Origin of the sequence: Massilia sp. CF038 (genome assembly GCF_900129765.1) — a bacterium.
Classification (GTDB): Bacteria; Pseudomonadota; Gammaproteobacteria; order Burkholderiales; family Burkholderiaceae_D; genus Telluria_A.
On the sequence record NZ_FQWU01000004.1, the window covers coordinates 294,763 to 319,843 of the forward strand.

The window sequence follows — 25,081 nt, forward strand, 5'->3', positions numbered from 1 at the left end:
GCCTAGTTGACGACCTTGACGTGGCGGCCGCTGATGTTGCGCTGGGCAGGATTGCCGTAGACGGTGATGCTGCCCGAGCCAGTGGTCTGGGCGATCAGCGATCGCTCAACACTGGCCGAAATATCGCCCGAGCCGGTGGTGGACAATTCGGCATGCACGCTGCGCACATCATTCAGACGCGCATCGCCGGATCCAACCAGGTTCGCATTCAGACGCTCCACCGCACCGGTGGCTTGCAGCTGGCCAGAGCCACGCAGCCTGACGTTAAGTGACTCGGCACTGACCTTCCCGACGCGGATGCTGCCCGAGCCAGCCAGGCTCAGATTCGCATTTCCGCTTTCCAGCTCACGCGCATCAAGTTCGCCCGAACCGCTGGCCTGCACATTCAGGATGCCGACCCGGCCGCTGATGGTGCTGGTGCCTGATCCGCTTTTGCTCAGTGTCAGCGGCCCCCCATTCAAACCCGTGACCGACAGCCGCCCCGAACCGGCAGTGGTAATTTGCGAAAGCTGCGGCACGCTCCAGCGCACCTTTACGGCATGGTCGGTGCGCACCTCGCTTTCCAGCCATACCCGTAAGGTGCCGTTGACCACCTGGGTACGAATCAGCGGCAGCAGGTTGCTGTCAGCTTCCACCTGCAGTGCGTTCGCTTCTCCTACCCTGACCTCCAGCTGGAGCGGCCCGCGCATGTCCAGCTGCGCCACGCCCTCGACCGTGCGGGCTTCGGTCAGCACCTGGCCATCGCCCTGCACGGCGTGCTCGCTGAACGCGGTCTTGAACTGGATGTCTTCGCCAGGGGCGACAATGATCGCGCAGCCGGCCAGGCCGAGGGCGATGGCAGCAATGGAAGTGGCGAGGGAAATCGAACGCATGGCAAGCCTTCTCAATGATTGGGAAGGCGCCACGGTAGCAAAAAACAAGGGGAGGGAAACCCCGCCTGCGACGAACTGCCGCCAGCGGGGGTTGAACGGTTAAATTCGCACGACCATCAGACCGGCGCGCAAGCCCACCCGCACGTCAGGATTGGGGAATACGACCAGTTCTTCCGGATGCTGCACGGTGTACACCGTGTCGCCGTCGGTGGCAATCACCTCGCCCTGACGCAGCGCGGTAAAGTTTTGCGTGCTGCGGTCGAATGCCATCTTGAAGTCATCCGACAGCTTCATGATCTGCTGCGCCACCTTGAACACGTGCGGCTCGGCTTTTGCAGCTGCGGGCGCAGCGCCGCGCAGCAGGTCGTCCAGCGCCTGTGCCACGTCGGCAAACAGGGACAGATCGTTTTGTCCCAGCGTGCCGACCCGGCCCAGCTCCACCGTGCTGGCAGCGGCGCCATGGTGCTCGGCCGAGTAGTAGCTGTAGGTGCCGGCCGATTGCGGATTCATGATGATCGCGCCAATGGCTGCCTGGCCCAGCCAGCCAATCAACGCCTGCTTGCCGGCATCGGCAATCAGGTCTGGCACGATGGCAAAGGTCGGATACACGGACGGCCGGATGGCCGTATGCAGATCCAGGTGCCAGCGCACCGGGCCCGCTGATTCGAAGAAGTCAACGGTGGCGGCGATCATGGTGTCGGCCCGCGCCGCTTCGGCAGCGTCGGCCAGGCTTCCGCGCACCGGACGGAACATCCGGTTCAGGTCCGCATCGATAAACCGCTTGCCGGCAGCGATGGCGTCGATATTGCCAACGCAGACCATCAGGTCCACCGCCAGTTGCTCGGGCGCGCGCGCCAGGGCGTCAAGCGCGTGGGCCACGACTTCGATCGGCCCCGTCTCGTCACCATGCACGCCGACCGACACCAGCACGCTGGCGCGGGTCGGCTCGGGCGAGGCCTTGATGGTCAAAATGCCCTTGGCAGGCTGGCCGACAAAATAGCCGGCCGCCATGAAACGCTGCGCGACTGCGCCGAAATCAGCTTCGGCCAGCGCGCGGACAGCGTCCGGAAGTGCAGGTATCGTCATTGCCGCTTACGCCGCAACAGTCGAAGTGGTCGCTTCGGACAGCGCCCACACATCCAGCATGGCCTGTTCCAGATCGGCGGCCATGGCGTAGCCTGACAAGCCCATGGTGTTGGTGACCACTTCCACCGCCGCCAGGGTGTCGCCACCATTACCGGAACGTGCCAGCACCTGCATCAGCAAACGCTGCTGCGTACGGCGCAGCGCTTGCATCGCGTAGTTGCGCAGCTGTTCCTGCGACTTGCTCTGCGCTGCCAGCTTGAGGCCGCGTTCGAGCGTATCGATACCGGCCTGGCCGCGCAGCGCCATGCCAACTTGCAGGAACTGGGCCAGCGTCATGCCGGCCGGGCGCTGTACCGCCACGGCAGCGAACAGGAAGGTGGCAACCGCTTCAATGCCTTCCACCGCTTTCCAGGCGCTGATAAAGGACGCAGGCAAGGCCTGGTAGCCATCGGCTTCCGACTGCGACGGCATCAACTGCTTGAGCATGTCCGGCTGGGCGAACAGGCGAGTCAGTTCTTCCATGCCGCCGGCACCGCGCTGGGCGTCGCTTGGTACTGACAGCGCGCCTTCCAGCACCGCCTTGAACAGTACGCGGGTGCGTGCATCGACCTTGATCGACACAGCGCGCGGCACATTCAACGCATCCGCATCGAGCGCAGCGAAGATCGGCGCCAGGTTCAGTGCCGCCCAAGCCTGGCCCCAGGCCTTGACCACTTCCGACTCGTCGATCTGGTGTTCGGTGGCCAGATCGCGAATCATCAGCGGACCGCAGCGGTTGACCGCTTCATTGGCCAGCACAGTAGCCAGAATGGTATTGGCCAGTGGATGGGCCAGCGCCTGGCGGGTGGCCACCAGTTGCGCCGGGAAGTAAGGCTTGAGCACAGCCTCGGCCCACGGCAAGCCGGTCAGCGGCAGCGCCGACATGATGCGTTTGAAACGGTTCTTCACGTTGGCAATGACAACCGCCAGTTCAGGCGCGGTCAAGCCAATGCCGGCGGCCTTGCGGCGTGCAAGTTCAGCATCGGTCGGCAGCTGTTCGAGTTCGCGGTTGACCGCGCCCTCGGCTTCCAGACTGGTGATCAAGGCCGCGTAGCCGTCGACCACCGCCGGGTCAACCTGGGCCTGACCTTCGCGAGTCAGCAAATGGGTCTGCTGCTTGTTGTCACGCAGGACCAGGTCTTCGATTGCCAACGTCATTTCGTTCAGGATGCGGTTGCGGTCCGCTTCCGGCAACTGGCCGGCATTGACTTCAGTGTCGAGCCAGATCTTGACGTTCACTTCATGGTCGGAGCAATCCACACCGGCCGAATTGTCGATTGCATCGGTGAAGATGCGGCCACCGGCCAGGGCGAACTCGATACGGCCGTTCTGGGTCGCGCCCAGGTTGCCGCCTTCGGAGACGACCTTGCAGCGCAGCTCATTGCCGTTGACGCGGATGTTATCGTTGGCACGGTCCTTGACCTGGGCGTGGGTTTCGGTCGACGCCTTGATGTAGGTACCGATACCGCCGTTGTAGAACAGGTCCACCGGCGCCTTGACGATACGGTGCATCAGTTCTTCGGGCGTGAGCACGGCTTCTTCGATATCGAGCGCGGCGCGGATCTGCGGCGACAGTTCGATCGTGCGGGCGCTGCGCGGGAACACACCGCCACCCGCCGAGATCAGATCCTTGTTGTAGTCTTCCCACGACGAGCGTGGCAGCGCAAACATGCGGGCGCGCTCTGCAAACGACACCGCGACATCCGGGGTCGGATCCAGGAAGATATGACGGTGATCGAATGCAGCCAGCACTTTCAGCTGCTTCGACAGCAATGCGCCATTACCGAATACGTCGCCCGACATGTCACCCACGCCCACCATGGTGATCGGGGTATTGTTCCAGTCGTGGTCCATTTCATAGAAGTGGCGCTTGACCGCTTCGAACGCCCCCTTGGCGGTAATGCCCATTTTTTTATGGTCGTAACCGTTCGAGCCGCCCGAGGCGAAGGCATCGCCCAGCCAGAAGCCGCGCTTGACGGCGATGCTGTTGGCGATGTCCGAGAACGTCGCCGTGCCCTTGTCGGCAGCGACCACCAGGTAAGGATCGTCCTGGTCGTAGCGCACAGTGTCTTGTGGTGGCACGATTTCGCCGCGTACGCGGTTGTCGGTCACTTCCAGCAGACTGGAAATGAACAGACGGTAGACTGCTTCGCCTTCGGCCGCGATGGTTTCACGCACGGCGTCTTTTGGCATCTGCTTGCACACAAAGCCGCCCTTGGAACCGGCCGGCACGATGACCGCGTTCTTGACCATCTGCGCCTTGACCAGGCCCAATACCTCGGTACGATAGTCTTCCATCCGGTCGGACCAGCGCAAGCCACCACGGGCAACCGGGCCGCCACGCAGGTGGACGCCTTCGAAGCGGCGCGAGAACACATAGATCTCGCGGTATGGACGTGGTTCCGGTACCAGCGCCAGCTTGCTGGTATCGAACTTGAAGATGATCTTGTCGCCCTGCTGATCGTTTTGGAAGTAGTTGGTACGCACGGTCGCCAGGGTCAGGTCGACCAGGGCTGCCATGATTTCTTCGGTGTCCGCGTGATTGACAGCGGCCAGACGGGTCTTGATCGACGCGATCTTTTCGCTGGCGGCCAGGCGGGTTGCTTCCGGCAGCGATGGATCGAAGCGCTGCACGAAGCCTTCCACCAGTTCCTTGACCAGGGCAGGCTGACGGCGCAGGGTATCGGCCATGTAACGCACCGAGAACTTGCTGCCGGTCTGACGCCAGTAGCTGATGTAAGCGCGGATCAGCTGCACTTCACGCATGCGCAGGCCGCCTTCGATGACCAGGCCATTCAGGCGGCCATCTTCCGCCTCATTGTTGAACAGCGACGCGAACAATTCTTCCGCTACAGCGACGATACCAGGCTTGGCCAGCTTGGCCGCGCTGTCCGCATCGACCGCCAGACTGGTGACGAAGCGCTTGGAACCATCGGCCAGGGTGATGCCGTAGGTCTGCTCGCGGTCAATCGCCACGCCGGCGCTTTGCAGCGCTGGCAGGATGCGCGACAGCGAAGGCACTTCACCCACAGAGTACAAACGCACGCTGGCGCCATCGGCGGTGTTTTCAACACGTACCGACACATGGCCGTTGTGGCCATTGCTGATCAGTTTATTCAGATCGCGGAAAGCCACGTCCGGCGCGGTGGCCGACACATAATTGACCGGCAGCGTGGCGCACAGGCGACGCAAAGCGCCGCGGGTCGCCATCTCGAATACGTTATCGGTCAGGGCCGCAAACTTGTCGTGCCAGCCGTCCAGCACCGACAACAGCGGCTGCTGAATATCGGTTTCCAGGTCGAGCGGATAGCGGGCAGCGTGTGCAATCAGATACACGCGGGCCAGCGGGCCGTCGGCCACCAGGGTCTGGGAGCGGACATCGGTTGCGCCCGACGAATCCTTGAGCGCGTGCGCCAGTGCGGCGGCGACGCTGGCGCTGTAACGCTCGCGCGGCAGATAGACCAGCACGTTCAGGTGGCGCGCATACACGTCGCGGCGGGCAAACACCTTCGCGCGCGGCTGCTTGTACAGCGACACCACCGAGCTGCACACCTGCGACAGCCATTCCGGATCGGCTTCCAGCGCTTCGGTGCGCGGCAGCGATTCGAGGATCTCGAGGAATTTCTCGGCACGGAAGCCTTCCTGACGCACGCCGGCCAGGCTCAGTACCTTGGCCACGCGGCCCCGTGCGAACGGCAGGCGTGCCAGCGGCGTAGCAGTGGCGGCGCGGGTGAACAGACCAACGAAGCAGTGTTCGCCCAGGATGGTGCCTTGTGCATCGGTGTCACGCACGCCGATGAAGTCCAGCGGCTGGTCGCGGTGCAGCGTGCCCTCCACGTCGGCCTTCACGATCGACAGTGCGTCAGGGCGCTTGGACAGGGTTTCAAAGTCGCCCGGGATATTCGCCAGGCAGGTGCCATACACGGGATGCGCCGTATCCTGCAGCACGCCGATGCGGCTTGGAATATCGCGTTCCAGTTCGCGCACGCCAGGCTTGACCACGTAATAGGCGTAGCCGAATGGCTCGAAGCCTTCGTTCTTGGCCCACTCGAGGAAAGCAGCTACTTCCTGGCCTTCGGTACCGCGCGTGGCGCTGGCTGCGGCCACCGAGGTCAAACGGTCGGCCATGGCCACCGCATCGCGGCGCACCACGGCGGCGTCACGCGCCACCATCTGCAGCTTGGCAACCAGCGCCGCCAGTTCTTCCGCCGGCAGGTCTTCCGCCAGCAGGCACAGTACATATGATTCGAGGGGCGAGCCGGCTTCGCCGACGGCGACCGCGTTGCCGCTGGCATCGCGGCGTACGGCCAGCACGGCATTCATCACGCCGCCCACGGCCACGCGCTGCTTGCGCATCGCCATAACAATGGAGTCGACCAAGTAAGGCATGTCATCGTTCAGGATCAGCAAGGCAGTAGCCATGCCGCCACGGCCATCGGAATGGCGCAGCTGGGCGATCTGGCAGCCCGCGCCGCTGCGCTTGGCTGCTTGCGCGAAACCGTCGCGCAATACCGGTGCCAGGCTTTCCGGCGACGTGCCTGCGAGGTCTTCGTCGTCCAGGGATTTCAGCCAGGCGCTGATCAGGGCCGCGACAGGGCTGCCGTCGGCGTTAATCAGGTCCAGGGTCTGGTTGCGCAAATCTTGTGGCATCTGTTTCATCTTGCTTCTCCAATGCTTTTAGGTGTATTTCATCGGTACAGCGCCAGCTTGTGGCGGCGCGCTTCGCGATTTATGAGCGGACGGGGTTGGCCCGCCCAAAAATAAGGGTTTTCGAAGTGGGCGTATTCTACGTCAGGTCGTACAGGCCAGGCAGCGCCAAAATGCGTTCCAGTTCCGCCAGCGCGGCCTGGCATTCCAGCGCCAGCTGCGGGTCGGCCAGATCTTTCGGCTCCAGGTGGTCACGGTAGTATTTACCGACCCATTCCACCAGCGTGGCATACAGCGATTCGGTCATGATCACGTTCTGGTGCATGGCGCCGGCTTCGGCTTCGGTCAGCGCCACGCGCAGACGCAGGCATGCAGGACCGCCGCCATTGCGCATGCTCTGGCGCAGGTCGAAGTGAATCAATTCGTCGACCGGGCCATCGCTGGCGACCAGCTGTTCCAGGTAGCGCGCGACTGCCTGGTTCTCCTGGCATTCCTGCGGAATGACCAGAGCCATCTTGCCATCGGTCTTAGTCAGCAGCTGGCTGTTGAACAGATAGCTGGCCACTGCATCGGCCACCGATACCAGCTTGGTATCGACGCGCACCGGCGTCAGTGCAGCACCCACGCCATCCATTGCCACGCGCAGCTGGTTGAGCACTGCGTTCTCGTCGTGGAAAGCTTGCTCGTGATAGAACAGCACATTGCCATTGCCGACCGCGATCACGTCGTTGTGGAACACGCCCTGATCGATCACATCCGGATTTTGCGAGGCATACACGGTGCGCGCAGCATCCAGCCCGTGCAAGCGCGCGATGGCCTGCGATGCCTCCAGCGTTTGACGAGCCGGATATTTTTTAGGATTCGGTGCAGACGGATCGAATTCAACCCGGCCATACACAAAGAACTCAACCCCCTTACTGCCATGCGACGCGCCAAGGCGCGTGTGGTTGGCCGCGCCTTCGTCGCCAAACGCCGGCGTCGACGGCAAGGCGTCGTGCACCGCAAAATGCTTCTCGTTGCCGAACAGGGCGCGCAGCGTACGGGTCGACTGCGCGTGTTCATCGGCGCGATGCAGCTTGTTGTTCAAGTTCGCCGCGGTAAAGTGCGTACGGCCGTCAAAGGTGTCAGCCGATGGGCTGACAGTGGCCGCGTTGGCAGTCCACATCGGCGAGGCCGAATAGGCGCAGGCCAGAATGACTGGCGACTCGCGGTACGCGCGCGCCAGTACCTCGGCATCGGTGCCGGTAAAGCCGATCTTGCGCAGCATGCGGAAGTTCGGACGCGACTGCGGCGGCAGCAAGGCCTGGGCAAAGCCACGCGCAGCCAGGGCGCGCATCTTGGCCAGACCCTGCAAAGCAGCCTGTTTCGGATTCGACGCGCTTTTTACATTGCTGAAGGACGCCACATTACCGAACGACAGACCTGCGTAGTTGTGGCTTGGTCCGACCAGGCCATCAAAGTTGAATTCGCGTGCTGCTTGCATGGTGATGTCCTTGGCTTAGAACGACAGGCCGGGCGACAGCTTGGCCGGCATTTCGAGTTCACTGGTTTCGATCGACGCGACTGGATAAGCGCAATAGTCGGCTGCGTAATAGGCGCTTGGGCGATGGTTGCCCGACTTGCCCACACCGCCGAACGGCGCGCTGCTGGCAGCACCCGTGGTTGGGCGATTCCAGTTGACGATGCCGGCTCGTGCCTGCACCGAGAACTGCTTCCACAGCTGCTCGTCGTTCGACAGCAGCGCCGCAGCCAGACCGAATTCGGTGGCGTTGGCAACCTTGATGGCAGCGTCAAAATCGGACACACGCACAATCTGCAGCAATGGGCCGAACCACTCTTCGTCCGGAATGCCCTTGGCATTGGTAACGTCAACGATACCGGCAGTGACAAAGCCCGCGTTGGGATCGAGCTGCTTCATTTGCAGCAGGGCCTTGCCGCCCTTGGCGACCATATCGGCCTGCGCCTGCACCAGACGCGCCGCCACCGCGCTCGAGACCACCGGTCCCATGAATGGCTGTGGCTCAGCGTTCGACGCGCCCACCGTCAGCGTGGCAGCCACTTCGACCAGACGCTCGATGAAGGCATCGCCTTCCACCGTGTCCTGCACGATCAGGCGGCGCGCACAGGTGCAGCGCTGGCCAGCCGAAATAAACGCAGACATGACGGCGTGGTGAACGGCAGCGTCGATATCCTTGACGTCCCACACCACCAGTGGATTGTTACCGCCCATTTCCAGCGCCAGCATCTTGCCGGGCTGGCCACCGAACTGCTTGTGCAGCGCCACGCCGGTCTGGCAGCTGCCGGTAAACAGCACGCCATCGAGACCATCGTTCTTGCCCAGCGCGATACCAGTGTCGCGGCCACCGTTGACCAGATTGAGTACGCCAGCAGGCAGGCCAGCCTTTTCCCACAGCTGGACCGTCATCACCGCAGTGCGCGGCGCATATTCGCTCGGCTTGAACACGACCGTGTTACCGGCAATCAGGGCCGGCACGATATGGCCGTTTGGCAGGTGGCCAGGGAAGTTGTACGGACCGAACACGCCAAACACACCGTGCGGGCGATGGCGCAGCACTGCATTGCCGTCGGCGACCTTGGCCGCCACCTCACCGGTGCGCGCACCGTAAGCCTGGACCGAGATATCGACCTTGTTGGCCATGGTAGTCACTTCGGTACGGGCTTCCCACAAAGGTTTGCCCACTTCTTCGGCGATCGTTTGCGCCAGCGCCTCGGCGTTTTCCTTGAGCAGATCGCGGAAACGCGTGCAGACAGCGATGCGTTCTTCCAGCGGGCGCATGGCCCAGCCATCGAAACTGGCGCGCGCGGCAGCGACGGCTGCCTGCACATCGTCGGCGGTCGACTCCTGGCTGGACCAGGTCTGGCGGCCGGTGGATGGGTCGATCGTGACCAGTTCGGGGCCGGAACCTGCCAGCCATGCGCCATTGATGTAGTTACTCAGCTTAGACATGTACGTTCTTCCTTACATTAAGTGACAGCGTGCGAATCGAATCGCCGCTTTGGCAGTGCAGCAGTTCCAGCTCCGAAGGGGTCAGGGCAATCTTGCCGCTGACCGGGTTGGCGTTGGTGACAATCATGCGGAAATCCTTGAGCACCGTATTCGAGACCAGCAGCGGCTCGGTATCGCTCGACGCAGCAGCGGCGTCGGCGATGGCCAGCGTGCTGTCGCGCATGGCGCGCAGTTCCGACACGCGCGCCTGCAGCACCGGGCCGGCATCGAAGATATCGACGTAGCCTTCAAAGTGCATGCCTTCCGCTTCAAGCAGCTTGCGCGCGGGCGCCGTGGAACGGTGCACCTTGCCGATGACGGCCTGCGCGTCTTCAGGCAAATAGGCCACGTACATCGGCTGGCGCGGCATCAGCTCGGCGATGAAGGACTTCTTGCCCATCGCGGTCAGATCGTCCACGTGGTTGAAATCCATCTTGAAGAAATGCCGGCCCAGGCCTTCGTAGAAAGGCGAGCTGCCATCTTCGGCCTGATAGCCGCGCATCTCGGCGATGAGCTTTTCAGTGAACAAATGCGGGAACTGCGCGATGAACAGGAAGCGGCTTTTCGACAGCCACTTGCCATTGTTCCCGCTGCGGTAGTCCGGGTGCAGGAACAGCGAACACAGTTCGGTCGCGCCAGTCAGATCGTTCGACAGGTACAAGGTATCCATGCGGCTGAACACATCGAGCTCGCGGCTGGAGTGGACCAGGGTACCGATCCGGTAGTTATAGAAAGGCTCGTCGAGTCCGACCGCGCCCTTGATCGCGCAGATGCCGGCCAGGCGGCCGTTGGTGGTGTCCTCCATCACGAACATGTAATCGCGCTGTTCGGGCGGGATGGTCTGGGCGAAGGATTCGACCGCGATCTTCACGCGGTCGCCGAGCATCTTGCGGTCCGGCTTGAGGGTCGTCATGCCGCTGCCCACCTGGCCTGCCATCTCAATCAGGGCGTCCAGGTCGGCGGCGGTAATTGCGCGTACAACTAGCATAGGTTTCTCTCTCAGATTCGGACGCAGATGACGTTGTCGCCAGGGGCGACCATCAGGGCATTCTGCGCGTCCGGCGGCAGGAACACGGCGTCGCTGGCGTCAATCGACGGGCAGGAAACGACAATCGCGCGGAAGTTCTGCTCATTGCTGGCAGCGACGGCGTAAGTGACCATCAGATCGGCCGAGTTACCCGGTTCGACGTTTTCCACCCGGCGCAGCATGGAGCCGGCAAACGAACGCAGACCGTTCTTGTGCGCCTGCAGAATTGGCCCGCCATCGAAGATATCGATGTAATCATCGGCCTCGAAGCCTTCTTCCGTAAGCAGATTGAAGGCCAGCTCGCCGTCGGAATGAATCTGCCCCATGGCTGCCTGGGCGTCGCCCGGCAGCAGCGGCACATAGACCGGATAGTGCGGCATCAGCTCCACGATGAGCGTGCGATTGCGGGCCCCACCGATGACGCGTTCCGCATCAAGGAAATCCATCTTGAAGAACTTGCGCCCCAGCGCTTCCCAGAACGGCGACTGGCCATTCTTGTCGGTGATGCCAGCCAGCGGCACGAAGAAGCGGTCGCCGAAACGGTGCGGCGCCAGCACTGCGAACAGCAAGCGCGCGCGCGACAGCAGGCCCGCTTCCAGTCCGGCGCTGGTCTTGTTGGTGACATAAAAACCGGACAACTGCGAATAAGCGGTCAGCTCCGAACACAGCGTCAGCGCATGCACGCTGTGGCTGATATTCAGATCGCGCGAAACCTGCTGGATCACATCGTTACGGAACGAGAAATAGGTGCCATTGGAGCCGGCCGAAGCGAAGATGGCGGCGGTGCCGACGATGGCGCCGGTGGCCTGCTGTTCAAGCACGAACAGATAGGATTCTTCGCTGGGGATGTCGACATGGGCGGCGAATGAAGCGATCGAACGCTCGACCGAGGCGGCGATTTTTTCGCGCGTCCTGGGCAGGGTATGCACGCCGGGCATGGTGGCCGCGGCCAGCTTTTCGAGCGCGTCGATATCGGTCAGTTCAACCGGACGTACTACAAACATGTGAACTCCCTAATAGACTTGCGACACTTGCGTGTGATGCGCATGCAAACCTGCCCCGCTTGAAGCGAGGCAGGCGGGCAAAGGCTTACTTGGCAGGTGCCGATTCCAGCATGCCTTCGACGGCGGCGCGCAGAATGCGGTCGGCTTCGGCGATCTGCTCGTCGGAGACGATCAGCGCAGGCGCGAAACGCACTACATCCGGACCGGCGATGAGCAGCATCAGGCCGAGGGCTTCAGCCGCCTTGGTGATGTCCTTGGCGCGGCCCTTGAAGGCAGGCGCCAGCGGCAGGCCAATCAGCAGACCACTGCCGCGCACTTCGCCGAACACTTGCGGGAAGTCGGCAGCGAGCTTGCGCAGGTTGGCAAAGATCTTGTCGGAAGCGACCTTCACGCGTGCCAGGAAGGCAGGCTGATTGATCATCTCGATCACATTCAGCGCCACAGTGGCAGCCAGCGGGTTACCGCCGTAGGTGGTGCCGTGCGAGCCGACGCCGAAATGGGACGCGATCTCGTTCGTGGTCAGCATGGCGCCGATCGGGTAGCCATTGCCCAGGGCCTTGGCGCTGGTAAGGATGTCAGGCGTGACGCCCTTGTCCATGTACGCATACAGGGCACCGGTACGGCCCACGCCAGACTGGACTTCATCGAAGATCAGCAGTGCGCCGGTCTTGTCGCAGAACTCGCGCAGCGCCTTCAGGTATTCAGGATTGCCGGGAATGACTCCGCCCTCACCCTGGATTGGCTCGACGATCACGGCCGCGACATCATCGGTGATAGCAGCGCGCGCCGCCTCGATATCGTTGTAGGCGATGTGGTTGATTTCCTGCGGCAGCGGTTCGAAGCCTTCGGTGTACTTCGGCTGGCCGCCGACGGACACGGTAAACAGCGTCCGTCCATGGAAGGACGACAGGCAGGAGATAATGCGCGACTTGTGCGGGCCGAACTTCGAGTGGGCGTATTTGCGTGCCAGCTTCAGCGCGCCTTCATTGGCTTCCGCGCCGGAATTGCAGAAGAAAGCGCGATCGGCGAAGGTGGCCTCGGTCAGAGCCAGGGCCAGGCGCAGGACAGGCTCATTGGTATAGCCATTACCCAAGTGCCAGATATTGTTGAGCTGAGTGGTCAGGGCTGCGACCAGGGTTGGATTGCAGTGGCCGAGGGACGAGACAGCGATGCCGGAGGTGAAATCGAGGTAATGCTTGCCATTTTGATCCCACAGATCGAGACCGGAAGCGCGCACGGGCACCATCGCGGCGGGCGCGTAGGTTGGGACGAGGACCTCGTCGAAAGTCTGCCGGGTGACAGGGCGCGTGGTCATAGCGGAATCAAGCTTAGCGTTCATGGCAATCCTCATCCAATGTTAGGGGGTGCAGACAGCTGAGACCGCTGACTGCGTCGGACCATTATAAGAACGACAGTCCCAAACATCTTTCGTCTACGCGACAGCCATTTTCATTTTTCCCCACCCCAAAACCGGGGTCAGACCTCAATTCTGCAATAATTGCAGTATTGAGGTCTGACCCCAGTTTTGGGGACGTTTTGGTGGCGAACGCACGATAGAACTTGGAATTTGATGTGACAATCGAACAACTAGCACCATATGGTGATGGTTCCCCACAAACAATCGAGGTCTGACCCCGATTTTGCAAGAATTGCAGTATTGAGGTCTGACCCCGATTTTGCAACTTGGTTAGGTGGCGGCGAGTTTGCGCTGGCGCTCTTCGCGGGGGGTGTTGCCGAACAGCGCGCCGAAGGCGGTCGAGAAGTGGGAGCCACTGGAAAAACCACACATCAATCCAACTTGGACGATCGAGTAGTTGGTTTCCAGTAGCAGCTGGCGCGCGCGCTGCAGCCGCATTTCCAGGTAGTAGCGCGATGGCAGGCTGCCAAGATATTGTTTAAAAAGCCGCTCCAGTTGTCGCCGCGATATGCCTACCAGCCCGGCAATGTCGTCCGTCGACAGCGGCTCTTCGATGTTCGATTCCATCAGCGTCACCGCTTCGGTCAGCTTGGGCTGCAGCGCGCCAAATCGCGCTTGCAGGGCCACGCGCTGGCGCTCTTCTTTGCCGCGCACGCGGTCGATGCACAGCGTTTCCTTGATCTGGCTTTGGACACCGGCGCCAAAGATGATGTCGACCAGCGTCAGCGCGAAATCGGCACTGGCGGCGCCGCCGCAGCAGGTCAGCCGGCCGTCGTCCATTTCATATAGATGCGGGGTGAACAGGGCGTGGTCGGCCACGCTGTCGACGTCGGCGTACAGGGCCCACGGCAAGGCGGTGCGTACGCCATTCAGCACGCCCGCGTCTGCCATCCAGAGCACACCGGCGCCAACGCCACCCCAGAACGGTGCGGCGCGGCAGCGCTCGATCAGCATGCGGCTGTTGGCCGGTTTCAGCGAGGCCTGCGCTTCGTCGGCCACCAGCAGCACGATGTGCCAGTGGCGCTGGGCGTCAGCGGTGAATTTGTCGGGACTGCGGACGTCCACGTGCAGGCGGTCCGGCCCCAGCAGCTTGGCGGCCAGCCGCAGCGGCTGGTACAGCCCGGCCCAGGTCAGGGTGTCCGGTTCGCCGGCGTTGATGAGCAGCACGCGCAGGGGCGTCTCTTGGGCCAGGCGGGCAAGTTTGGCAAGTGGCATGCGGCAGCGTTCTACTCGGGGACGAGCGCGCCTTCCGGGCGCGGCTCGGAGTTCCATTGACTGACTATCATACCGGAGATCAACAAAGCCGCGCCGATCCAGCCCCGCCCCGTCATCGTTTCGCCCAGCCAGAAATAGCCAAAGAAGGCGGCCGCAGCCGGCTCGAATGCATACATGACGGCCGCTTCATTTGCGGTGCTGTGACGCTGCCCCCAGGTTTGCAAGGAGATGATCGCGGCCGTGGCCACCACCCCAAGATAGATGACACCCCAGGCACCGTGCCCCAAAGCAGCAGTAATACGATGAGAGTAGGCACTTACATCGCTCATTGATCCGTAGGGCGCTTCCGTGACCAGCACCCACACCGCAGCGCATGCGGCCACCGTCGCAATCTGCATCGCCGTCAATGTCATCAGGCGCTTGGCGCCCCGGGTATGGACTTCCATCATCTTGATGTAAAGACCGAAGGTCAGCGCGGCGCCCAATGCCAGGGTGTCACCGAAACCCCAGGCGCCGCCGTCCCAGCACAGCGCTGCCAGTCCGGACACGGCCAGCGCCAGCGCAATCCAGATGCGGCGCTCGGGCGGGCGCCCCGACAGCACACCGAGCAGCGGCACGATCAGCACGTTCAAGCCGCAAATAAAGGCGTTGCGGTTGGAGCTGGTCAGCGCCAGCCCTTCCACCTGGAACACATAGCAAAAGAACAGCAGCAGGCCCAGCAGCAAGCCCGAACGCAGATCGCTACGCGCGCCGCGCCACAGAAACGGCGACAGAATCACAGCAGCCAGCGCAAAACGCGACAGCACGATCCAGGCCGGCGTCAGGCCGGCAGTGAGCGCTTTCATCGCGGGAAAGGTGGTGCCCCAGACGAGGGTAACAACCAGCAGGGCCAGAATGCCGCGCAGGGAATGGGACATGGAGCGTACTTTCAGGCAGTGTGGCAAAACAGCATCAGTGCGCTATGTTACCCGGCCCGATGGCAAAAGGCGAACCGCCGCAGGGACGGCTATAATCGAGCCATGGGGGAACGTTACTTAAAGAGTGTGCGCTTGCTGGCCGAATGCCTGCAGGGCTTTGAACGGTTTTCCGGGGAATCGGTCCGCCGCAGCGGTCTGACCCACGCGCAGTTCGACATCATCGCGACCTTGGGCAATACACCGGGCATGACCTACAAGGAATTGGGCGAGAAAACCCTGATCACCAAGGGCACGCTGACCGGCGTGATCGAGCGCCTGGAAAGCAAGGGCCTGGTGGCGCGCGAGCGCTGTCCCGACGACAAGCGCTCGTTCTATGTGCGCCTGACAAAAAGCGGGGAAGCCATGTTCGAATCCGTGTTTCCGGTGGTGGTGGCACACGGACGCAGCTTGTTCGCCTCGTTCAGCGAGGCTGATTTCGATGCGATCGACCACTCCCTTAACAAGCTCAAACAACTCATTAACGACGGCTCCACCTGCCCCACAACACAACAACAGAAGGAAGAATATTGAAAACCTCGCTGCTCGACGGCAAATCGCCGGCAAAATTTGACAAGCACATCATCGGCAACCTGCTGCTCGATGTGGCCACCCCGGACGAAGTGCGCAAGGAAAAGATGCTGATCGGCGTGCGCAATGAAGACGGCGAAATCTACCGCCTGATCGGCGCCACCAAGATCAACAGCTTCATGAATGCAGTGGAAGAACTGGACGATCTGGGCCTGGTCAATGAATTGCAGGACACCGAGGGCACGCAGGAAGGTTGCGACGCGATTTTCAGCGAGCCATAATAGATTGCATTGGCGCGGCACTAGCGTAGAATAAAATGCTAAAAGGCACGTCTTTGGACGGCTGGTTTGATCTTTATAGAGAGGTATATTTTTCCAATGGACAGACTTGAAGCCTTCAAGAGCATTGCTGCGCAAGCCAGCCGCGGCGAGCTGACTTTCCCCACCAATGTGGATGCCACGCTCAAGCTGCAGCGTGCCCTGAACGATCCCGATTGCCACGCCGAAGTGGCGGCGCGCCTGGTCCAGGCCGAGCCGCTGCTGGCCGCGCGCACGGTGGCCATTGCCAACTCGGTGGCCTACAACCGCTCCGGCAACGAAATCACGAACGTGCGCAATGCGGTCCAGCGCGTTGGTTTCCGTACCCTGAATGCACTGGCCGCCGCCGTGATTGTGCGTCAGCTTGACAGCAAGATTACCCAGCCTGCCCTGCGCGCCAAGGCCGAACAGCTGTGGCAGCACTCGGCCCACGTGGCCGCGCTGTCTCAGGTCATCGCCAAGCGGGTTGCCAATCTGGATCCTGAAACGGCGCTGTTCGCCGGCATCGTGCACGAAGTGGGCGGCTTCTACCTGCTGTCGCGGGCTGAGGAATACCCGGGTCTGCTTGATGGTGAACCCGAAGAATGGGTGGAACACGGCGAAACCCAGATTGGCCGCTGCGTGCTGCAAAAACTGAATGTGCCGGCACCGGTCATGCAAGCCATTGAAGGCCTGTGGGCTGGCATGCGCGCGTTGCCGCCAGAAACCCTGGGTGACACCTTGCTGCTGGCAAACGATCTGTCGCCGATTCCGTCGCCACTGCACCAGCGCCCGGGCGCGACCAGCATGCAGTCGGCCGCCACCATCGATTTTGTGATCGGTGAAGGCACGCTCAACAGCATTCTGGAAGAGTCGGGCGAAGAAGTGAAAAGCTTGACGGCAGCGCTGCTGTAATCACAGCGCTTCTTTTGGACAAAAAAACGCCCGCTCACTGAGCGGGCCAAGTCCAAAACTAGGGATGTCCTGAAAGAGACAGCTCAACTATAGTGCCGCACCGACTTTGTTTCAGTGCGGTGACACACATAGCCAGCAAACTGCCTGCCCGGCTTCACCTTCCCCTGCCTGCTTGAAGAAAAATCACTTTACAAAGTGCTTTGCAGGAACTATGTTAGCGCTAACTGTGACATTCAGCGCGGACGGAAGCAGCATGCAGAAACACTTTGTGGTGATGGGCGTCAGTGGCTGTGGCAAGACTGCCGTCGGCAGCAGCCTGGCGGGCGCTCTCAAGCTGCCGTTCGTGGAAGGCGACCAGTTTCATTCGGCCGCCAATGTGGCGCGCATGGCGGCGGGCATCCCCCTCACCGATCCTGACCGCGCGGCCTGGCTGGCAGCCCTGCAGGGCGAGCTGCACCGGGTAACCGCAGGCGGCAGTGGCGTGGTGCTGTCGTGCTCTTCGCTCAAGCGGCGTTACCGCGACATTTTGCGCGCCGCCGTCCCCGGTCTGTATTTCATTCATCTGGCCGGTCCGCGCGAGCTGATTGCCGCGCGCATGCGTGCGCGGCGCGGGCACTTCATGCCGGCCACGCTGCTCGACAGCCAGCTGCACGACCTCGAGCCCCTGCAATCGGGCGAAGACGGGATCGTGCTGTCCATCGAGCAGTCGCCCCAGCATCTGGTCGATCTGGTCCTCGCGCTGACCCATCCGGCCAGCGTGTAGCGGTATTTACCAGACGGTGCTGGTGTTCTGCCATACCGGCAGCGCCTGAATGCGCGCCCACCATGCCATCAGGTTGGGGAAGCGCTCCAGTGGCAGGCGCCCGCGTTCGATGTACATGAATGATGGTGCCAGCGCCAGGTCCGCCAGGGTCAGCGATTGCCCCGCCATCCATTCGCGCCCGGCCAGCTGGGCGTCAACCACGGCGCCAAACTGCAGCAGATCGCGTTCGCCACGGGCCAGTTCGCGCGGGTCGGCCTCGCCGCGACCCATCATGCCTTTCCAGATATTTTCGTAGGTCAGCACGCCCACCGCAGGCGCGAAATGCTGGCACGCCCAGAACATCCAGCGGTTGACGTCGGCGCGCGCACGCGGGTCCAGCGGGTACAGGGTTTGTTCCGGTGCCAGGTCGCACAGGTATTGCATGATGGCGCACGACTCCCACAGCACAAAGTCGCCGTCGGTCAGTACCGGTAGTTTGCCGTTCGGGTTGATTTCTTGCAGACGGCGGCGATCGGCGTCGCTGGCCAGGTCCACATGGACCAGCTCAAGCTCGATGCCAAGCAGCTGGGCGGTCAGTTGTACCCGGCGGGCGTTGGAGGAAAGGGGGTTGTGATAGAGGCGCATTTGCTGGGCTCCGATGTGGTTGAGATGTCATCATCATAGAGCCGGGGCGCGACAGTTTTTGTCAGGAGTCTTCGACGATACCCAGTTCGCGCCGCCAGCGCACCAGCAGGTCGTTGCGCCGCGCCGGATAGCGTTCGCCGCCCAGCGTGGCATCGTCAATCCGGTCGACGCGGAAGTGGCGAAATGCCGAACGCAGCTCGCACCAGGCCGCCAATATCCGTTTGCCTTCGAAGAACGCCAGCGCAAACGGCCATACCACGCGCTGCGACGCCATACCCCCGCCGTCGCGGTAACCGATCGACAGCTTCCGTTCGTTGCGGATGGCTTCGCGCGCCGGCTGCATGAAGGTCTCGGGCGGCGGTGGGTTGCGGTCCACCGGCACCACCCACAGGCTGGTGTCGGCCATGGTGTCGCGCAGGTCACGCGGGGTAGCAGTGGCGATCTTGGCCAGCGCATTGGTGGCCGCCTGCGTCAGCACCGGGTCGCCCTGGCGTCCGACCCAGCGCGCGCCCAGCACCAGCGCTTCCAGTTCGTCGGCGTCGAACATCAGCGGCGGCAGGAACACGCCGGCGCGCATCATGTAGCCCACGCCCGCCTCGCCTTCGACCGGCGCGCCCAGCCCGGACAAGGTCTGGATGTCGCGGTAGATGGTGCGCTCCGATACGCCCAGCCGTTCGGCCAGGACGGCCGCGGTCACCGGACGCCGGTGCCCGCGCAAGGCGTCCATCAGCAGGAACAGTCGGTTGGTGCGGCTCATTGATCTTCTCCCCAATGCAAAAATGCCGTGTAGCGCAAGCTACGACGGCATTTTGGTGTGACTGCGCGCGGCTTAAACGACGGCGCCGTCGGTCTCGTCTTTTTCTTTGACCGGTTTGATCAAGTCTTCGCGTTTCACGCCCAGCCACATGGCGATGGCGGCAGCTACGAACACGGACGAGTAAATGCCGAAGCAGATACCGATGGTCAGCGCGATGGCGAAGTAGTGCAGGGTCGAACCGCCGAAGAACAGCATCGACAGCACCATCATCTGGGTACAGCCGTGGGTGATGATGGTACGCGAGATGGTGCTGGTGATCGCGTTGTCGATCACTTCGTGCACGCTGGCCTTGCGCTGCTTGCGGAAGTTTTCGCGGATCCGGTCGAAAATAACCACCGATTCATTGACCGAGTAGCCCAGCACCGCCAGCACACCGGCCAGCACCGCCAGCGAGAATTCCCACTGGAAGAACGCGAAGAAGCCAAGAATGATGACCACGTCGTGCAAGTTGGCGACGATGGCCGACACGGCGTACTTCCATTCAAAGCGGATGGCCAGGTAGATCATCACGAACACGACCACCATGATCAGCGCGCTCAAGCCGTTGTGCGCCAGTTCCTCGCCCACTTGCGGCCCGACGAAGTCGACCTTGCGCTGGCTCAGTACCTCGACGTTGGCGGCATTGAAGCAGCTGTTGGTCGAGACTTTGGTGCCTTTGTCGTCCGTCTGCACCACTTGCTTGGGCAAGCCGCCTTCGGCACGGCACAGGGCTTCAAATACCAGCTTGGAACCATCGGAACCCTTGACCGACTTGACCACAGGCAGACGCAGCAGCACGTCCTGGGCGGTGCCGAAGCTGGTCACTTCCGGCTGTTCGTAGCCCAGCTTGATCAGCTCGGCGCGGATCTTTTCCTGGTTGGCTGCGTTGGGATACTTCAGCTCCATCGACGTACCGCCGGTAAATTCCACCGACAGGTGCAGCGGCCGGGTGATCAGGAAGAACACCGCGGCGACGAAGGTCAGCGCCGAAATTGCGTTGAAAATCAACGCATGGCGCATGAAGGGAATATCTTTCTTGATTCGGAAAAATTCCATCTTGAATCCTAGTAGTAAATTCTGATTATTTCAGGCTAGAAACGCCAGGAGTCCAGACGGTACCGATCGAGACACCAGTCAGTTTTTTCTTGCGGCCGTACCACAGGTTGACCACACCGCGCGATACAAACACGGCGGAGAACATCGAGGTCAAAATACCCAGGCAGTGCACCACGGCGAAGCCGCGGATCGGGCCCGAACCAAACATCCACAGAGCGATACCGACGATCAGGGTGGTCACGTTCGAGTCGAGAATGGTGGCCCAGGCGCGGTCGAAACCAGCCGCAATGGCGGCCTGCGGCGTGTTGCCCGCTCGAAGCTCCTCGCGGATGCGTTCGTTGATCAGCACGTTGGCGTCAATTGCCATACCGAGCGCCAGCGCAATAGCGGCAATACCCGGCAGAGTCAGCGTGACCTGGAAGAACGACAGCGCGGCCAGCAGGAAGAGCAAGTTCGAGCCCAGCGCCGCAACGCTGAAGAAACCGAACAGGTGGTAGTAGATGATCATGAAGATGGCGATCGCGGCAAAGCCATACACGGTCGAGTACAAGCCTTTGGCGATGTTTTCGGCACCCAGTTGCGGGCCGATCACGCGTTCTTCGATGAATTCCATCGGGGCCGACAGTGCACCCGAGCGCAGCAACAGGGCCAGTTCGGTGGATTTGTCGACCGAACCCATGCCGGTGATCTGGAATTTGCTGCCCAGCTCACTTTGAATGGTCGGGGCCGACAGGATGGTGTACTTGCCTTTTTCTTTCAGCAAAATTGCCATGCGCTTGCCGATGTTGTCGCGGGTCGCTTCACGCATTTTGCGGCCGCCGTCGCCGTTCAGGTCCAGGCTCACGGCCGGGGCCTGATGCTGGTCGAAGGTCGCGTCAGCGCTGGAAATGTATTCGCCGGACAGGATCACGTCTTTCGACAAGACCAGCGGGCCGCCCTGTTCGAGCGTGAACAGTTCCGAAGTGAACGGGATAGTGGCGGTTTCTTCAGTGCCTGGGAGCACGGTCGAATCGACCATCCGCAGTTCCAGGGTGGCGGTGCGGCCAATGATGTCTTTCGCGTGGGCCACGTCCTGCACACCTGGCAGCTGGACAACGATACGGTCGGCGCCCTGCTGCTGGATGATCGGCTCGGACACACCCAGCTCATTGATCCGCTTCGACAGGGTCGAGATGTTTTGCTTTACGCCTTCGTCCACGGTGCGCTGCAGCGCTTCCGGCTTGAGGGTGGCAACCAGCTTGACGTCGGTACCATCGGCCGCTTCAGCAAATGCGAGGTCGGTGAACTGGCTGGCCAGTACGCTGCGCGCGGCAGCTAGCGTGGCAGCATCGCGGAAGCGCACTTCGACTGCACGGCCGACGCGTTCGATGCCGGCATGGCGAATCGATTTGTCGCGCAGCTGGGAGCGCACACCGGCGACCACGCCTTTGAGCTTGGTTTCCGCGGTGGCGGCAGCATCGACCTGGAGCAGGAAGTGCACGCCGCCGCGCAAGTCCAGACCCAGGTTGAGCGGCAGCGCGCGCACGGCTTGCATCCACTTTGGTACGTTCTTGACCAGATTGACCGTGACCACATAGTCGGGTTCGGTCTGGCCGCGGTTCAAATCCTTTTCCAGGGCCAGCTTGGCCTTGAACTGGGCATCCGGCGTGGCAAAACGGGCGCGCACGGCGACGTTGCTGCCCTGGCCTTCCAGTTCGATGCCCTGCTCGGCAATGCCGGCGTTCTTCAGGACGGACTTGACGCGGTCGGCCGTGTCGTTCGTGATTTTGAGCGTGGCCTTGGAGGTCGTCACTTGCAATGCAGGCGAATCGCCGAAGTAGTTGGGCGCCGTGTACAAGGCGCCCATCAACAGCGCGAAAACGATCAGAAGGTATTTCCAGAGCGGATAGCGGTTCATAATGTTCCAGCGTTCAGATTGAACAGTCGGGCGGCGCTGCCGCCCGTCAGGCTTACAGCGACTTGATGGTGCCCTTCGGCAGCAAAGTCGAGATCGCGTGCTTTTGCACCACGATGTCGGTGTTGGCAGCAATTTCAATGGTCACGTAGGTGTCGTTGACCTTGCTGACCTTGCCCAGAATGCCGCCGGCGGTGACCACTTCGTCGCCCTTGGCCAGTGCATCCATCATGGCGCGCTGTTCTTTCGCCTTCTTTTGCTGCGGACGGATCATCAGGAAATACATGACCGCGAACATCAGCGCGAAGATAGGAATTGGGCCGCCCAGCAGCGAGCCCATGTCGCCGGTTTTGACTGGCGCGGTCGCTTGCGCGAAAGCAGTGGAAATAAGCACGAGAACTCCGATATCAGTGTATTAGTTAAAAAAAGCAGCGCTGTATTCTAGCATCGCCCGGTAGCGCCAGACCAATTGCTGGTATCTGGCTGCTGTAAATCTTTTTGCAAGTGTTGAACACTTATAAATTAATTGCCCCACTACATCACCCTCGCCTGCATCGCACTCACCTACATCGGGCGTACCCCCTACATCGCCCTCGCGGAGGCGGGGGCCCATTCCACCTTTCCGAATTCGGTGACGTGGCATAGGCACCCGCCTTCGCGAGTGCGATGTGGATGCTCGCGAGTGCGATGTTTTAGACGCCCCTGGCCCTGGCAGCGTTGAATTCCAGGCGGAACGCGTGGAACCGGTCTGCATCAATCGCATCGCGCACTTCACTCATCAGCTTCAGGTAATAGTGCAGGTTGTGAATCGTGTTCAAACGCGCACCCAGGATCTCTTTCGAGCGGTGCAAATGATGTAAATACGCGCGTGAAAAATTCTTGCAGCAATAGCAGTCGCAGCTTTCGTCCAGCGGCCCCTGATCATCCTTGTAGCGGGCATTCTTGATCTTGACGTCGCCAAAACGCGTAAACAACCAGCCATTACGCGCATTTCGAGTCGGCATCACGCAATCGAACATGTCGATGCCGTTGGCCACGCCAGCCACCAGGTCTTCCGGCGTACCCACGCCCATCAGGTAGTGCGGCTTGTGCGCAGGCAGACGCGGGCCCACGTGTTCGAGCATGCGCATCATGTCTTCTTTCGGCTCGCCGACCGACAGCCCGCCAATGGCAATGCCAGGGAAGTTGATCTCTTCCAGACCGGCGAGTGATTCGTCGCGCAGGTGCTCGAACATGCCGCCCTGGACGATGCCGAACAGCGCGTTGGGATTTTCGCCCTGGGTGAATTCGTTCATTGAGCGCTGGGCCCAGCGCAGCGACATGCGCATCGACTTGGCCGCTTCTTCGCTGGTGGCGGGACGGCCGTCGATTTCGTAGGGTGTGCATTCGTCGAACTGCATCACGATGTCGGAGTTCAGCGCACGCTGGATCTGCATCGAGATTTCCGGCGACAGGAACAATTTGCTGCCGTCGATGGGCGAGGAGAACTTGACGCCCTCTTCCGTAATCTTGCGCATCGCCCCCAGCGAGAACACCTGGAAACCGCCCGAGTCGGTCAGGATCGGCTTGTCCCATCCCATGAAGCCGTGCAGGCCGCCGAACTTGTTGAGCACTTCGGTGCCCGGGCGCAGCCACAGGTGGAAGGTATTACCCAGGATGATCTGAGAGCCGACTTCCTTCAGTTCGACCGGCGACATCGCCTTGACCGAACCGTAGGTCCCGACCGGCATGAAGATCGGTGTTTCGATCACGCCGTGGTTGAGGGTCAGCCGGCCACGCCGCGCATGCGACAGGCCGCTGGAATCGGTCTTGAGGAGTTTAAAGTCGAGCATGATTACTTGTTTTCTGTGGTGAGCAGCATGGCGTCGCCATAGCTGAAGAAGCGATATTGGCCGGCGATCGCGTGCGCATAGGCGCGCTTGATCTCATCGAAGCCGGCAAAGGCCGACACCAGCATCAACAGGGTCGACTTGGGCAGGTGGAAGTTGGTGATCAGGCGCGTGACGGTCTTGAAGGTATAGCCTGGGGTGATGAACAAGGCCGTATCGGCGCTGCCGGCTTCCAGCTGGCCCGACTGCGATGCCGACTCCAGCGCGCGCAGGCTGGTGGTGCCCACGGCGACCACGGCGCGTCCGCCAGCCTTGGCCGCACGCACGGCGTCCACCGTTGCCTGCGGCACGGTGTACCACTCGGTGTGCATCTTGTGCTCGGCCAGCACTTCCACCCGCACTGGCTGGAAGGTGCCCGCGCCCACGTGCAGGGTCACGTACGCAAACTGCACGCCCTTGGCCTGGAGGCGGTCGAGCAGGGGCTGATCGAAATGCAGGCCGGCCGTGGGTGCGGCCACGGCGCCCGGCTCGCGCGAGTACACGGTCTGGTAACGCGTTTCGTCGAATTCATCGGCGTCGTGCTCGATGTAGGGCGGCAGCGGCAGGCGGCCGTATTGTTCGATCAGGTCGAACACGTCGCCGTCAAAGGTGAGCGTGAAGAATTCGCCCGCGCGCTCGCCCGCAGTCACGGTAAAGGCGTCGGCCAGGCGGATCTTGTTGCCCGGCTTGGGCGACTTGGAGGCGCGTACCTGGGCCAGCACGGTGCGGTTGTCAAGCACGCGCTCGACCAGCACTTCAACGTTGCCGCCAGTTTCCTTGACGCCGAAAAAGCGCGCTTTCAGCACGCGGGTATCGTTCATCACCAGCAGATCGCCAGGCGCGAGCAGGTCGACGATGTCGGCAAACTGGCGGTCGACCAGGGTCTGGCCGTCCACGTGCAACAAGCGCGAAGCGCTGCGGTTCGGCAGCGGCAACTGGGCAATACGCTCCGGCGGGAGCTCGAAATCGAAATCGGAAAGCGAGTACATATGCGAACTTTAAAAAGTTGTTACATCGCCCTCGCGAAGGCGGGGGCCCATAGCACGCTGAACAACTTCGGCATCGTGGAAT

General features: G+C 61.8%; 21 protein-coding genes. 4 read left to right on the plus strand and 17 right to left on the minus strand.

Annotated elements, in window-relative coordinates; genetic code table 11:
• Nucleotides 1–2: 2 nt before the first annotated feature.
• The 10 genes from BUC24_RS22765 to BUC24_RS22810 form a co-directional block, all read right to left on the minus strand.
• Nucleotides 3–872 carry a head GIN domain-containing protein gene (locus BUC24_RS22765; protein WP_073222374.1) on the minus strand — a complete coding sequence of 290 codons (870 nt, stop codon included), beginning with the start codon at nt 870–872 and terminating at the stop codon, nt 3–5.
• Nucleotides 873–971: 99 nt separating this feature from the next.
• Entirely contained in the window at nt 972–1,958 is a 987-nt protein-coding gene (locus BUC24_RS22770; protein ID WP_073222376.1) for a succinylglutamate desuccinylase, read from the minus strand.
• A gap of 6 nt (nt 1,959–1,964) precedes the next feature.
• Entirely contained in the window at nt 1,965–6,656 is a 4,692-nt protein-coding gene (locus BUC24_RS22775; protein WP_073222377.1) for an NAD-glutamate dehydrogenase domain-containing protein, read from the minus strand.
• Between the two features lie 127 nt (nt 6,657–6,783).
• Entirely contained in the window at nt 6,784–8,127 is a 1,344-nt protein-coding gene (gene astB / locus BUC24_RS22780) for an N-succinylarginine dihydrolase (RefSeq protein WP_073222379.1), read from the minus strand.
• Between the two features lie 15 nt (nt 8,128–8,142).
• Complete coding sequence (gene astD / locus BUC24_RS22785; protein WP_073222381.1) at nt 8,143–9,612, minus strand: succinylglutamate-semialdehyde dehydrogenase; 1,470 nt, start codon at nt 9,610–9,612, stop codon at nt 8,143–8,145.
• Entirely contained in the window at nt 9,605–10,639 is a 1,035-nt protein-coding gene (gene astA, locus BUC24_RS22790) for an arginine N-succinyltransferase (protein ID WP_073222382.1), read from the minus strand. Before astA ends, astD begins: the two co-directional genes overlap by 8 nt.
• A gap of 11 nt (nt 10,640–10,650) precedes the next feature.
• A complete protein-coding gene (locus tag BUC24_RS22795; RefSeq protein ID WP_073222384.1) occupies nt 10,651–11,682 on the minus strand; it encodes an arginine N-succinyltransferase in 1,032 nt (343 codons plus the stop codon).
• 85 nt (nt 11,683–11,767) lie between these two features.
• Nucleotides 11,768–13,021 (minus strand): acetylornithine/succinylornithine family transaminase, encoded by a 1,254-nt coding sequence (gene astC, locus BUC24_RS22800; RefSeq protein WP_073222386.1) that lies wholly within the window; start codon nt 13,019–13,021, stop codon nt 11,768–11,770.
• A gap of 348 nt (nt 13,022–13,369) precedes the next feature.
• Nucleotides 13,370–14,314: a GlxA family transcriptional regulator gene (locus BUC24_RS22805; protein ID WP_073222388.1), complete on the minus strand. Its 945-nt coding sequence runs from the start codon at nt 14,312–14,314 to the stop codon at nt 13,370–13,372.
• Nucleotides 14,315–14,325: 11 nt separating this feature from the next.
• Nucleotides 14,326–15,231, minus strand: coding sequence for a DMT family transporter (locus BUC24_RS22810; RefSeq protein WP_073222390.1), 906 nt, complete (start codon nt 15,229–15,231; stop codon nt 14,326–14,328).
• A 102-nt stretch (nt 15,232–15,333) separates the two neighbouring features.
• Between BUC24_RS22810 and BUC24_RS22815 the strand changes: the two genes are divergently transcribed.
• The 4 genes from BUC24_RS22815 (at nt 15,334) to BUC24_RS22830 (ending at nt 17,772) form a co-directional block, all read left to right on the plus strand.
• Nucleotides 15,334–15,801, plus strand: coding sequence for a MarR family winged helix-turn-helix transcriptional regulator (locus BUC24_RS22815; RefSeq protein ID WP_073222392.1), 468 nt, complete (start codon nt 15,334–15,336; stop codon nt 15,799–15,801).
• A complete protein-coding gene (locus tag BUC24_RS22820) occupies nt 15,798–16,079 on the plus strand; it encodes a hypothetical protein (protein ID WP_073222393.1) in 282 nt (93 codons plus the stop codon). Before BUC24_RS22815 ends, BUC24_RS22820 begins: the two co-directional genes overlap by 4 nt.
• A 96-nt stretch (nt 16,080–16,175) precedes the next feature.
• On the plus strand, nt 16,176–17,009 hold the full coding sequence (locus BUC24_RS22825) for an HDOD domain-containing protein (protein ID WP_073222395.1): 834 nt from the start codon (nt 16,176–16,178) through the stop codon (nt 17,007–17,009).
• Between the two features lie 253 nt (nt 17,010–17,262).
• Nucleotides 17,263–17,772 carry a gluconokinase gene (locus tag BUC24_RS22830; RefSeq protein ID WP_073222397.1) on the plus strand — a complete coding sequence of 170 codons (510 nt, stop codon included), beginning with the start codon at nt 17,263–17,265 and terminating at the stop codon, nt 17,770–17,772.
• A 6-nt stretch (nt 17,773–17,778) separates the two neighbouring features.
• On the opposite strand, the gene BUC24_RS22835 is transcribed toward BUC24_RS22830, so the two are convergent.
• From BUC24_RS22835 to queA, 7 genes are all read right to left on the minus strand, one after another.
• On the minus strand, nt 17,779–18,396 hold the full coding sequence (locus tag BUC24_RS22835) for a glutathione S-transferase family protein (RefSeq protein ID WP_073222398.1): 618 nt from the start codon (nt 18,394–18,396) through the stop codon (nt 17,779–17,781).
• Nucleotides 18,397–18,457: 61 nt separating this feature from the next.
• Nucleotides 18,458–19,153, minus strand: coding sequence for a helix-turn-helix transcriptional regulator (locus BUC24_RS22840; RefSeq protein WP_073222400.1), 696 nt, complete (start codon nt 19,151–19,153; stop codon nt 18,458–18,460).
• 72 nt (nt 19,154–19,225) lie between these two features.
• Nucleotides 19,226–20,248, minus strand: coding sequence for a protein translocase subunit SecF (gene secF, locus BUC24_RS22845; RefSeq protein ID WP_073222402.1), 1,023 nt, complete (start codon nt 20,246–20,248; stop codon nt 19,226–19,228).
• Nucleotides 20,249–20,273: 25 nt separating this feature from the next.
• Complete coding sequence (gene secD, locus BUC24_RS22850) at nt 20,274–22,145, minus strand: protein translocase subunit SecD (RefSeq protein WP_073222404.1); 1,872 nt, start codon at nt 22,143–22,145, stop codon at nt 20,274–20,276.
• Nucleotides 22,146–22,197: 52 nt separating this feature from the next.
• On the minus strand, nt 22,198–22,536 hold the full coding sequence (yajC, locus tag BUC24_RS22855; protein WP_073222406.1) for a preprotein translocase subunit YajC: 339 nt from the start codon (nt 22,534–22,536) through the stop codon (nt 22,198–22,200).
• A 298-nt stretch (nt 22,537–22,834) separates the two neighbouring features.
• On the minus strand, nt 22,835–23,974 hold the full coding sequence (gene tgt / locus BUC24_RS22860; RefSeq protein WP_073222408.1) for a tRNA guanosine(34) transglycosylase Tgt: 1,140 nt from the start codon (nt 23,972–23,974) through the stop codon (nt 22,835–22,837).
• A 2-nt stretch (nt 23,975–23,976) separates the two neighbouring features.
• Entirely contained in the window at nt 23,977–24,999 is a 1,023-nt protein-coding gene (queA, locus tag BUC24_RS22865; RefSeq protein WP_073222409.1) for a tRNA preQ1(34) S-adenosylmethionine ribosyltransferase-isomerase QueA, read from the minus strand.
• Between the last annotated feature and the right edge of the window lie 82 nt (nt 25,000–25,081).

Excerpts from the sequence above, each read along its gene's own strand:
- BUC24_RS22765 (WP_073222374.1), bottom strand. The coding sequence starts at position 872 with ATGCGTTCGATTTCCCTCGCCACTTCCATTGCTGCCATCGCCCTCGGC.
- BUC24_RS22770 (WP_073222376.1), bottom strand. The coding sequence starts at position 1,958 with ATGACGATACCTGCACTTCCGGACGCTGTCCGCGCGCTGGCCGAAGCT.
- BUC24_RS22775 (WP_073222377.1), bottom strand. The coding sequence starts at position 6,656 with ATGAAACAGATGCCACAAGATTTGCGCAACCAGACCCTGGACCTGATT.
- astB (WP_073222379.1), bottom strand. The coding sequence starts at position 8,127 with ATGCAAGCAGCACGCGAATTCAACTTTGATGGCCTGGTCGGACCAAGC.
- astD (WP_073222381.1), bottom strand. The coding sequence starts at position 9,612 with ATGTCTAAGCTGAGTAACTACATCAATGGCGCATGGCTGGCAGGTTCC.
- astA (WP_073222382.1), bottom strand. The coding sequence starts at position 10,639 with ATGCTAGTTGTACGCGCAATTACCGCCGCCGACCTGGACGCCCTGATT.
- BUC24_RS22795 (WP_073222384.1), bottom strand. The coding sequence starts at position 11,682 with ATGTTTGTAGTACGTCCGGTTGAACTGACCGATATCGACGCGCTCGAA.
- astC (WP_073222386.1), bottom strand. The coding sequence starts at position 13,021 with ATGAACGCTAAGCTTGATTCCGCTATGACCACGCGCCCTGTCACCCGG.
- BUC24_RS22805 (WP_073222388.1), bottom strand. The coding sequence starts at position 14,314 with ATGCCACTTGCCAAACTTGCCCGCCTGGCCCAAGAGACGCCCCTGCGC.
- BUC24_RS22810 (WP_073222390.1), bottom strand. The coding sequence starts at position 15,231 with ATGTCCCATTCCCTGCGCGGCATTCTGGCCCTGCTGGTTGTTACCCTC.
- BUC24_RS22815 (WP_073222392.1), top strand. The coding sequence starts at position 15,334 with ATGGGGGAACGTTACTTAAAGAGTGTGCGCTTGCTGGCCGAATGCCTG.
- BUC24_RS22825 (WP_073222395.1), top strand. The coding sequence starts at position 16,176 with ATGGACAGACTTGAAGCCTTCAAGAGCATTGCTGCGCAAGCCAGCCGC.
- BUC24_RS22830 (WP_073222397.1), top strand. The coding sequence starts at position 17,263 with ATGCAGAAACACTTTGTGGTGATGGGCGTCAGTGGCTGTGGCAAGACT.
- BUC24_RS22835 (WP_073222398.1), bottom strand. The coding sequence starts at position 18,396 with ATGCGCCTCTATCACAACCCCCTTTCCTCCAACGCCCGCCGGGTACAA.
- BUC24_RS22840 (WP_073222400.1), bottom strand. The coding sequence starts at position 19,153 with ATGAGCCGCACCAACCGACTGTTCCTGCTGATGGACGCCTTGCGCGGG.
- secF (WP_073222402.1), bottom strand. The coding sequence starts at position 20,248 with ATGGAATTTTTCCGAATCAAGAAAGATATTCCCTTCATGCGCCATGCG.
- secD (WP_073222404.1), bottom strand. The coding sequence starts at position 22,145 with ATGAACCGCTATCCGCTCTGGAAATACCTTCTGATCGTTTTCGCGCTG.
- tgt (WP_073222408.1), bottom strand. The coding sequence starts at position 23,974 with ATGCTCGACTTTAAACTCCTCAAGACCGATTCCAGCGGCCTGTCGCAT.
- queA (WP_073222409.1), bottom strand. The coding sequence starts at position 24,999 with ATGTACTCGCTTTCCGATTTCGATTTCGAGCTCCCGCCGGAGCGTATT.